Source organism: Bacteroidales bacterium, from assembly GCA_018334875.1.
Lineage (GTDB): Bacteria > Bacteroidota > Bacteroidia > Bacteroidales > UBA12077 > JAGXLC01.
This window is the reverse complement of sequence record JAGXLC010000024.1, coordinates 16,786-28,417: the sequence shown is the minus strand read 5'-3', so window position 1 is coordinate 28,417 and position 11,632 is coordinate 16,786. Positions and strand designations below refer to the sequence as shown.

General features: G+C 42.6%; 5 protein-coding genes. 1 reads left to right on the top strand and 4 read right to left on the bottom strand.

Annotated elements, in window-relative coordinates; translation table 11 throughout:
* Window positions 1–59: 59 nt before the first annotated feature.
* The gene (locus KGY70_03840) at window positions 60–1,076 is read right to left on the bottom strand and encodes a hypothetical protein (protein ID MBS3774292.1); all 1,017 of its coding nucleotides are present in this window, start codon (window positions 1,074–1,076) and stop codon (window positions 60–62) included.
* Between the two features lie 159 nt (window positions 1,077–1,235).
* Here KGY70_03840 and KGY70_03835 point away from each other — a divergent pair, with 159 nt between their 5' ends.
* On the top strand, window positions 1,236–2,501 hold the full coding sequence (locus KGY70_03835) for a hypothetical protein (protein MBS3774291.1): 1,266 nt from the start codon (window positions 1,236–1,238) through the stop codon (window positions 2,499–2,501).
* Window positions 2,502–3,006: 505 nt separating this feature from the next.
* Here KGY70_03835 and KGY70_03830 read toward each other — a convergent pair.
* From KGY70_03830 to rpoB, 3 genes are all read right to left on the bottom strand, one after another.
* On the bottom strand, window positions 3,007–3,357 hold the full coding sequence (locus tag KGY70_03830; GenBank protein ID MBS3774290.1) for a DUF3467 domain-containing protein: 351 nt from the start codon (window positions 3,355–3,357) through the stop codon (window positions 3,007–3,009).
* A 12-nt stretch (window positions 3,358–3,369) separates the two neighbouring features.
* Window positions 3,370–7,650, bottom strand: coding sequence for a DNA-directed RNA polymerase subunit beta' (gene rpoC / locus KGY70_03825; GenBank protein ID MBS3774289.1), 4,281 nt, complete (start codon window positions 7,648–7,650; stop codon window positions 3,370–3,372).
* A gap of 64 nt (window positions 7,651–7,714) precedes the next feature.
* Window positions 7,715–11,530, bottom strand: a complete 3,816-nt coding sequence (gene rpoB / locus KGY70_03820) for a DNA-directed RNA polymerase subunit beta (protein MBS3774288.1) — start codon at window positions 11,528–11,530, stop codon at window positions 7,715–7,717.
* Between the last annotated feature and the right edge of the window lie 102 nt (window positions 11,531–11,632).

Here is an 11,632-nt window from a genome sequence, read left to right as displayed (position 1 = left end):
TCCGCTTTAATTGTACCATTCGATCTTCTCCCGATTGATGGTTGAGGTGTTCTGATGCTTTATGCAATCAGGAGAAACGCATTTCCTGTAAGATAAAGGATAATGATCAAAAAGCTCTCCCAGCCTATCTTGCCGATGCCTTTCTGCTCTCGGTGCAGCAAACCCAATATCAGTGCACTAACCATCAACATAGTCAGTGCGACAATAAAAAACTGGTTCTGAGTGATCGCGTGCAATATACTGCCTTTGCTATAGGCAATATCAGCAAAGGCTATAAAAAGCACATCAAAGGTGTTTCCACCGATAATATTCCCAACGGCAAGCGTAAGAGCATGCTGGCGCACTGCAGCAATGGAAACGATCAATTCAGGTAAAGAAGTAGCAACAGCGGTAAATAATGTACCCACGAAGCTTTCAGAAAGACCCGTCTGTCCGGCAATGGCGATCCCCGATTTGGCAACCGCATAACCCGATGCAGCTACAATAAGGGCCAGAACAACAAATCTCGTCACAACCTTACTTAAACTCAGATCTTTGATATGACTTTGATCAGGAACGTCTTTTACAGTTTCCAGGGTTATCCGGGGTCTCCACATGGGATTATCCTTTGCTGAAGAGATAAGCTTAGAGCCGACAAGATAAAGGATGATGATCAAAATGGAAAGGGGATGTACATGAAGTACAGAAACCTCCGGACCGGAAAATCCGATCAGGACAACAGACAACAAACCTATCAGCAGCACCCCATACATCAGATTGGCAAAGGAAGGAGCAGCATGTTCCAGATTTCCCCGTTTATAGGAAATATCGGCAATAGAGAGAAAAACAGTCTGAGCCGCAATTCCACCGATGGCATTGCTAATGGCCAGCTCCGGATGATCATCGAAAGCAGCCACCACAGAGGTAATGATACCTGATAAAGAAGTAACGGCACCTAGAAATATGGCCCCAAAAAGGGCTTCGCCTAAACCGGTCAGGTCAGCCAGTTGATCCGCTGTACGTGTAAGCCGTGTACCTGCTATCGCAATAACGACAGTAGAAAAAACAAAAAGTATGATGGCCAAAGAAAGATCCATTACACCAAATTTTTTCAAAAATACCCAAACGTATTGCTTTTACAAAAAGCCTTCAAGAAAATAATATTGTTCATCAGTCAATTAATTTTAGAAACAGAAAAGATAGCATATCACAAATCAATTTTTTATCTTTGTAGGAAAGGGTTAGCAGCAATCAAAATGAAACGGTATCTTGAACAACTCATCACCGATATGCGGGAGTCTGCAAGCAGTGTTCCTGATGAAGACCTTAGTGTTTTCTTTGCGAATACAGAGAATGATGAGTATCTACCTTTCTCAGAAGCATTTCAATACGGACCCAAGCGAAAACTATCAGAAATAGTGGGAATCCCCTCAATGTCTTTTCCTCCCGAAGATCAACTTACCGATAGCCAAACGGAGATCCTGGCCATAGAAATGGAGCGATTGTTGAAAGCATACTATTTTTATCCCGAATTTCCGATTGGAGTACCGGGAAGATTAAGATACAGGAACCTGGTAAGAATATGGGATGATGAATACGTATTTCTCACCAATGGCGAGACACCCCTGGAATTCTGCGACTATGATGAATCTCGCTGTCCTTTTCCGGGTTATTGTAACATTTGTTCCCAAATAAAAAAATTTAAAGATAAAGAAGCGGAGGAAACCGAAACGTTCACCGATATGAAATACAATGCCCTGTTTGACCCGGATGAATTGGATGACATAGAAAAAAATGAAATCTTTGAACCGTACAACCCCGATCTTTCAGACAGGTTTATCCCGTCCATATATAATTATTGTGACAGGTGGTGTGAACGATGTTCCTTTAAAAAACGCTGCAGGTATTATTACAACGATAAAAAACTATTTGGCCGGCAGGATAAGGAGCTCAGCAGAGAAGAATTCTGGAACAGGATGCAATACATACTTGAAAATACCTGCTACTTCATTGATAAAGAAATTATGAAAAGAGGCATTGAAATGAAAGATACAGACAATGCCTACTACGAACAAATACAGAATAAGATCAGAGAACATCCCGTGCTTAAGGCAGGAGAAAATTATTCCCTCAGGATCGGGAGGTGGCTATATGATCACCGCAATTATTTAGAAGAAAAGATTGGCCTACGGGTAATCACCAAAATAGAGCAAGAGCTTTTTCATTGCATTGAAATCATCCATTGGGACCATACCATGATTCCTGCCAAGATAAGCAGGGCCATACACGGTTTGGTTGATGAAGGAGTGACGGGTGATCTTGAGGATGCTAATGGGTCAGCTAAAGTAGCGCTTGTGTTAGTGGACAGATCCATGGTAGCCTGGCAAAACTTACTTACTGTATTCCATGATAAAGAAACGGAAATTTTTGAGATCGTCGATCAGCTAAAAAATCTCAGAGACCATATTCTGAAAATTTTTCCGGATGCACCTAATTTTCAAAGGCCGGGATTTGATGACTGAACCAACCCGAATTATTTCTATATATAATTCCGCCATGAATTGTATCGGTTTAAAATCATGTCAGGCAAATTGCCTGGCATTCATCTTTAATAAATAAGATCAGCAACTCAGGTCTGCCCAAAAAAATCCCCCTTCATTGTGCGCAGCCAATGAAGGGGGAGACGATTCCCTAAACAGGCTTTAATTTCTAACCAAAAAATGTATGTTAGGGGATCGTTCTTTGACTTTTAGAAAATCAGCAGCCTTAAAATCTTGTAAGATTTATCTGACAGCTTTTTATTTTAAACGAAATAATTTTTCAATAAATTATAATGAGATACGATTATCTTAAAAAAATTATGACGATGGCCCCGTAAAAATCCAGTTAGGGCATCTTCCAGGTTTGGTTTCATGTTATAAAGACAATTGCTGACCGGCAGGAAAAATAAATCCTTAAAAAAGCGGGTTGTTCTGCAGAACGACCCGCTTTTTTAAAGGATTTAAGTAGAAAGTATTTTTTTCAGCATCAAGCCTGCGCTGCCGGCCCACCAAAATTCATCGGAATGTCAGGGCCTTTTCCTTTTTTATCCACATTAATCTCACCGTACATCTCCTCATACTTTTGAATATTGTCATTCAGCGCATTCAGAAAACGCTTGGCATGTTCGGGGGTTAAAATCACCCGCGATTTCACATCTGCTTTATGAACACCAGGCATTACCCTTATAAAATCAAGGATAAATTCTGAACTGGAATGATTAATAACAGCCAGATTTGAATAAATACCCTGTGCCACATCCTCATTCAGATTAATGTCAATCTGATTCTTATTATTTCCCCCTTCATTGCTGTGGTTGTTATTTTGCTGATCACTCATACCTTTTTACTTTTATTTAGAATTTGCTTCCTGTTTCTCCTTTTCACTTCTGGTCATTTGTTGGTAATCCTCCATCGAACCAACGATAATATCATCAAAGTCTCTGTTTCCGGAACCTGCCGGTATCTTATGACCAACGATAACGTTTTCCTTCAATCCGATCAGCGGATCTTCCTTACCTCGTATGGCAGCTTCATTCAGAACCCGTGTGGTTTCCTGGAAGGAAGCAGCCGACAGGAAGCTCTTGGTCTGCAATGCAGCACGGGTGATTCCCTGAAGTTTCTGGCTTGAGGTTGCCGGAACTGCATCTCTTGCCTGAATCGGCTTCATGTCTCTTCGTTTGAGCATGGAATTCTCATCCCTCAGTTTTCTGGCGGTAACAATCTGACCAGACCGAAAGTTCTCGGAATCTCCGGCATCAACAATTACCTTCTTATCATAGATCCAATCGTTTTCTTCCTGGAACTCCCACTTATCTGCAATCTGATTTTCAAGAAACTTGGTATCACCGGGATCTTCAATAAGAACCTTACGCATCATTTGCCGAACAATAATCTCAAAGTGTTTGTCATTGATCTTAACGCCCTGAAGCCTGTAAACCTCCTGAACCTCATTTACGATATACTCCTGAACCTTGGTAGGTCCTTTAATGGAGAGGATATCAGAAGGAGTAATAGCACCGTCGGAGAGTGGTGTACCAGCCTTAACATAGTCATTTTCCTGAACCAGAATTTGTTTTGAGAGAGAAACCAGATACTTTTTAACTTCACCGGTCTTCGACTGGATAATGATCTCCCGGTTACCCCGCTTAATCTTACCAAAAGAAACCTCTCCGTCAATCTCTGAGACAACTGCAGGATTTGAGGGGTTTCTGGCTTCAAATAATTCAGTAACACGAGGCAGACCTCCGGTGATGTCACCCGATTTACCAGCGGTTCTCGGGATCTTAACCAACGTATCCCCCGTCTTGACTTCATCTCCCTCTTCGGCAATAACGTGTGCTCCCACGGGCAAGTTATAGGTCTTCAATACATCTCCCTGTTCATTGACCACCTGTATCTCGGGATTCTTCTTCTTATCTTTGGTTTCGACAATAACCTTCTCCTTGAATCCGGTTTGTTCGTCAGACTCCTCTTTATAAGTGATGCCCTGGATAACGTTCTTGAACTGGACCTTACCTTCAGCTTCAGAAATAATCACTGCATTATAGGGATCCCATTCACAGATTACCTCGCCTTTTTTAACTTCATCCCCGCTGTTAAAGTAAAGCTTGGAACCATAAGGTATATTATTGGTCGTAAGAACAATATTGGTATTCTTGTCAATAATTCTCATTTCAGCCAATCTGCCGATTACGATATCCACCTTCTTACCGTCTTCTTCCTCTTTTTGTACGGTACGGATCTCATCCAGCTCAAGATATCCGTCATACTTGGATACGATACTGTTGTTTGCGGCAATATTCGAGGCTGTACCACCGACGTGGAAAGTTCTCAATGTAAGCTGAGTTCCGGGCTCGCCGATTGACTGAGCTGCGATCACCCCTACAGCTTCTCCTTTTTCAACCAGTTTACCGGTGGCCAGATTTCGTCCGTAGCATTTTGAACAAACACCGTCTTTTGTTTCACAAGTTAATACCGAACGTACTTCTACCTGCTCAAGGGGTGATTCTTCAATCTGCCGGGCTACTTCCTCGGTAATCATTGAGCCGGACTCAACAATCAACTCGCCGGTAAATGGATGATATATATCATGTACCGATAATCTTCCCAGGATTCGTTCACCGAGGGTCTCGATGATCTCCTCGTTTTTCTTGATGGGTTCAACAACCAGTCCTCTCAGCGTACCGCAATCCACTTCCCTTACAATTACATCCTGGGAGACATCTACCAGTCGGCGGGTCAGGTAACCTGCGTCTGCCGTTTTCAGTGCAGTATCAGCAAGACCTTTCCGGGCACCGTGGGTAGATATAAAGTATTCAAGTACAGAAAGACCTTCTTTAAAATTTGACAGAATGGGATTCTCAATAATCTCAGCGCCTGCTGTTCCTGATTTTTGAGGTTTGGCCATCAAGCCTCTCATGCCGGACAACTGTCGTATCTGTTCTTTAGATCCCCTGGCACCGGAATCCAGCATCATATAAACGGGATTAAATCCCTGATTATCGCTGCTGAGCTTGTTCATCAACGTTTGAGTCAGGTTGGCGTTGGTATGGGTCCAGATGTCAATGATCTGGTTATACCTTTCTTTATTGGTAATGAAGCCCATGTTGTAGTTATTCATTACCTCCTCTACCTGCTGATAGGCCGCGGGTACCAATTCTTCTTTTTCTTCAGGTATGATAACATCGTCCATATTAAACGACAGTCCTCCGCGGAAAGACATATGGAACCCAAGATCTTTAATATCATCCAAAAACTGAGCGATTTTCGGTGCATTGGTGCGCTTTAACACATCACCGATAAGATCCCTCAGGTTCTTTTTGGTAAGCAATTTGTTGACGAAACCGAAGCCATCAGGTATATAATCATTAAAGACAATCCGGCCAATGGTGGTATCAATTATCTTATTGACCTCATTTCCGTTTTCATCATAATCTTTTATCCGAACCTTCACACCGGCATGTAAGTCAACAGCGCCCTCATTATAGGCAATTATTGCCTCTTCGGGAGAATAGAACCTAAGGCCCTCGCCCTTGGCTCCTTTACGCTCCTTGGTAATATAATACAACCCAAGCACCATGTCCTGAGATGGCACGGTAATAGGGGCGCCATTTGCAGGATTTAACACATTATGGGTGGAAAGCATCAGCAACTGTGCTTCCACAATGGAAGCATTACCTAAAGGCAGGTGTACAGCCATCTGGTCGCCGTCGAAGTCGGCATTAAACGGTGTACATGCCAGAGGATGCAACTGAATGGCTTTACCCTCGATCAATTTGGGCTGGAATGCCTGAATTCCCAGTCGGTGAAGTGTAGGAGCACGATTCAAAAGAACCGGATGACCTTTCATCACATTTTCAAGGATATCCCAAACAACCGGGTCCTTCCTGTCCACAATTTTTTTGGCAGATTTCACGGTCTTAACAATACCCCGTTCAATCAATTTCCTGATTACGAAAGGCTTATATAGCTCTGCAGCCATATCCTTGGGAATTCCACACTCATGCATTTTCAACTCAGGTCCTACACTAATCACTGAGCGTGCAGAATAATCAACCCGTTTACCAAGCAGGTTCTGTCTGAACCGACCCTGCTTACCCTTAAGGCTGTCGCTTAATGACTTGAGTGCCCTATTGGAATCGGTTTTGACTGAATTGGATTTTCTGGAATTGTCGAACAGCGAATCTACAGCTTCCTGAAGCATACGCTTTTCGTTACGAAGAATCACTTCAGGCGCTTTGATCTCGATGAGTCTTTTTAGCCGGTTATTCCTGATGATAACCCTTCTGTACAGATCATTCAGGTCGGATGTAGCAAAACGACCTCCATCAAGAGGAACCAATGGTCTCAATTCCGGGGGAATGACAGGCACTACTTTGGTAATCATCCATTCCGGACGGTTGGTATCTGTGGAAGCCCGGAAAGCCTCAACAACCTGAAGCCGTTTAAGCGCTTCCTTTTTCCTCTGCTGGGAAGTCTCATTGTCTGCCTTATTACGGAGTGAAAAAGACAGTTCATCCAGGTCCAGTCGGGATAAAAGTTTGTAAAGTGCGTCAGCCCCCATATCAGCTATAAACTTATTGGGGTCTGAATCGTCTAACTGCTGATTATCCTTGGGTAATGATTCCAGTATATCCAGATACTCTTCCTCAGAGAGAAAATCGAGATATTTTATGCCGTCCTGGGCTTTAATTCCGGGATTTATAACGGCATACCTTTCATAATATATAATTGAATCAAGCTTTTTGGTTGGAAGCCCCAGCAGCAATCCTATTTTATTGGGTAAGGACCGGAAATACCAGATATGGGCTACAGGAACCACAAGGGCAATATGTCCCATACGCTCCCGGCGAACCTTCTTCTCTGTAACCTCTACCCCACATCTGTCACATACAATGCCTTTATAGCGGATTCTTTTGTATTTTCCGCAATGACATTCATAATCTTTCACAGGGCCGAATATCCGTTCGCAGAATAATCCGTCGCGTTCTGGTTTATAAGTCCTGTAATTGATTGTTTCGGGCTTAAGTACTTCTCCATGGGAATTTTCCAAAATTTCCTCGGGAGAAGCCAAACCCACTTTAACTTTATTAAAATCGCTTGATAATTTATTTTCCCTTCTGAATGCCATAGGTTATAGATTAATTTTGTAACACACAACAAATTATAAATTCATTTCGAAAGCATTGTATTGCTTATTCTTTGATGAGTTTAATACTTAATCCCAGTCCCCTGAGCTCATGCAATAATACATTGAATGACTCGGGTATACCGGGAACAGGTAAGGGATCACCTTTAACAATACTTTCATAGGCTTTGGCCCTGCCATTTACATCGTCCGACTTGACAGTCAGCATTTCCTGCAAGATATTCGATGCACCAAAGGCTTCAAGGGCCCATACCTCCATTTCTCCAAAACGCTGCCCACCAAACTGGGCTTTACCACCTAGCGGCTGTTGCGTAATTAAGGAATAGGGTCCGATGGACCGTGCATGGATCTTATCTTCCACCATATGCCCCAGCTTAAGCATATATATAACACCGACGGTAGCGGGCTGGTCAAACAACTCGCCTGAAGCTCCGTCGTAAAGATATGATTTTCCATACGAAGGAAGTCCTGCCTTTTCAGTGTAATGACTGATCTCATTGAGTGAAGCCCCGTCAAAAATCGGTGTTGAAAATTTCAACCCAAGTTTTTCACCGGCCCATCCCAGGACAGATTCATAAATTTGCCCCAGGTTCATTCTTGACGGCACACCCAATGGATTAAGTACAATATCTACAGGAGTACCGTCCTGAAGGAAAGGCATATCCTCAGTTCTCACAATTTTCGAAATGATTCCCTTATTCCCGTGGCGCCCTGCAAGTTTATCACCTACCGTAATTTTTCGTTTTTTGGCAATATATACCTTGGCCATCTGAACAATTCCGGTAGGCAACTCATCGCCAATGGTTATGTTATATTTCTCACGCCGCAGTTGACCTTCAATTTGACGCCGTTTGATGTTGTAATTGTGAAGTAATGTTTTTATGGTTTCATTTTTATTCTTATCTGTAGTCCATTTCTTAGGACTAACATTGGTAAAATCGATGTCCTGAAGGATCTTTTGTGTAAATTTCTTACCCTTGGGAACAACCGTTGCGTTATAATAGTCCTTAACGCCTTGTGAGGTTTTTCCATTGACAAGAACAGTCAGTTTATCAATCAGCTTTCCGGTAAGCTCCTCGATCTTCTGACCATATTCTTTATCGAAGCTTTCAAGTTTTTCCTTATCCGTATCCCTGGCTTTCTTATCCTTCACGGCCCGTGTGAACAATTTTTTATCCACAATAATCCCACTAAGCGAAGGACTCGCTTTGAGTGAAGCATCCTTCACATCGCCTGCTTTATCACCGAAAATCGCTCTCAGCAATTTTTCTTCGGGTGAAGGATCGGACTCTCCTTTTGGTGTAATCTTTCCTATGATAATATCCCCGGGATTAATCTCAGCCCCGATACGAATAATTCCATTTTCATCCAGATCCTTTGTGGCATCTTCGCTAACATTGGGAATATCCGCTGTTAATTCCTCCAGCCCACGTTTGGTATCTCTTACCTCCATAACATGTTCTTCAATGTGTACAGAGGTAAACACATCATTTTTCACCACATTTTCCGAAATAACAACAGCATCCTCGAAATTATAACCCTTCCATGGCATAAAGGCAACCTTGAGGTTTTTACCCAGGGCAAGTTCTCCGTTCTCGGTACCATACCCTTCAGTAAGCACCTGACCTTTATATACCCGCTCTCCTTTTCTTACGATGGGTTTAAGGGTCATGCTGGTATTCTGATTGGTTTTATGATACCTGGGCAACTGGTAGCGTTTTACATCTCCTTCAAAGCTAACGAATTCCTCATCATCGGTTTTTTCATAGTTGACTACGATTTCATTGGCATCCACGTATTCAACTGTTCCATCTCTTTCTGCAATGATCTGGAGTCGTGAATCCCGTACAACGGAGTGCTCAAGGCCCGTGCCAACAATCGGCGCATCCGGTTTGATCAAAGGAACTGCCTGACGCATCATATTGGATCCCATCAAAGCACGGTTGGCGTCATTGTGTTCAAGAAAGGGGATCAGCGAGGCAGCAATAGAAGCTATCTGATTTGGAGCAACATCCATCAGGTCCACCCTGCTTGATTCAGCATATGGAAACTCTCCATCGTGACGGGCTTTAACCCGCTCTGTCTGAAACGCGCCTTCATCATCAATGGAAGCATTTGCCTGAGCAATCATTCTGGCCTCTTCCTCTTCTGCGCTCAAATACACCGAGCCCTCTCCGGTCAGGTTAACCTTTCCGTTTTCAACCTGCCTATAAGGGGTTTCAATAAATCCAAGATTATTGATCTTGGCATATACGCACATAGAAGAAATGAGACCGATATTCGGACCTTCCGGTGTTTCAATCGGACATAGTCTGCCATAATGGGTATAATGAACGTCTCTCACCTCAAACCCGGCACGTTCCCGGGAAAGGCCTCCCGGCCCAAGGGCTGAAACCCTTCGTTTATGAGTCATCTCAGCCAATGGATTCGTTTGATCCATGAACTGCGAAAGCTGGTTCGTACCAAAGAAAGAATTGATAACCGAAGACAGTGTCTTCGAATTGATCAGATCAATAGGAGTAAACACCTCATTGTCTCTCACGTTCATTCTTTCCCGAATGGTACGGGCCATTCGCGCCAATCCGACTCCAAACTGATTGGCCAATTGCTCACCTACCGTGCGAACACGACGGTTACTCAGGTGATCAATATCATCCACATTGGTCTTCAAATTGATCAGCTCGATCAAATATTTAATGATCTCTATTATATCATCATTGGTAAGCACCTTGGTATCAATGGAGGTGTCCAGGTTCAGTTTTTTATTGAGACGGTAACGTCCTACTTCTCCGAGATCATAACGTGTATCGGAGAAAAACAATTTGTCAATCACATCCCTGGCTGTAGCTTCATCCGGTGGCTCTGAATTTCTTAGCTGCCGGTAGATTTGCATCACTGCTTCTTTCTCTGAATTACAGGGATCTTTCTGTAATGTATTATATATTATTGCATAATCAGACTGACTATAGTCTTCTTTATGCAACAATATGCTTTCTGCACCTGAATCAATAATCTGATCAATGTGTTTTTCCTCAATCACCGTATCACGTTCAACAACCACTTCATTCCTTTCAATGGAGACCACTTCTCCCGTATCCTCGTCAACAAAGTCCTCGACCCATGAACGCAGCACCCTTGCGGCCAATTTTCTGCCTATAACCTTCTCCAGATTGGGCTTGGAAACTTTAAGCTCATCAGCGAGATTGAAAATTTCCAGAATGTCTTTATCGCTTTCGTACCCAATGGCTCTTAACAGGGTTGTCACGGGTAATTTTTTCTTTCTGTCGATATAAGCGTACATCACATTGTTTACATCGGTAGCAAATTCAATCCATGAACCACGGAAAGGTATGACCCTGGCGGAATACAATTTGGTTCCATTGGCATGGATGCTTTGTCCGAAAAATACCCCCGGAGAACGATGCAACTGAGAAACTACAACACGTTCGGCACCGTTAATTACAAAAGAGCCCTTTTCGGTCATGTAAGGTACGGTACCAAAATAGACATCCTGAATAACCGTATCAAAATCTTCGTGTTCAGGATCTGTGCAATAGAGTTTCAGTTTTGCTTTAAGGGGTACACTATAGGTTAGCCCCCGTTCTATACATTCGTAAATATCGTATCTGGGCGGATCGACTGTATAATCCAAAAATTCCAGAACAAAATTGTTTCTGGTGTCAGTAATTGGAAAATTCTCCTGAAAAACCTGATATAACCCTTCCTGCTTTCTTTCCTCAGGTGTGGTATCTAACTGAAAAAAGTTCTTAAAAGATTGTAACTGTATTTCTAAAAAGTCAGGATAGGGTAATTGATTCTTGGTAGATGCGAAACTGATTCGTTGAGATTGTTGTATTGTCATTTTATTCCAAGAATTATTAACTAACCACTACTACAATTAAAAATTTCTAACCCCTATAAATAGGGAATAAAGGTTAAGGATCCCATTTTTTAACGGGATTCA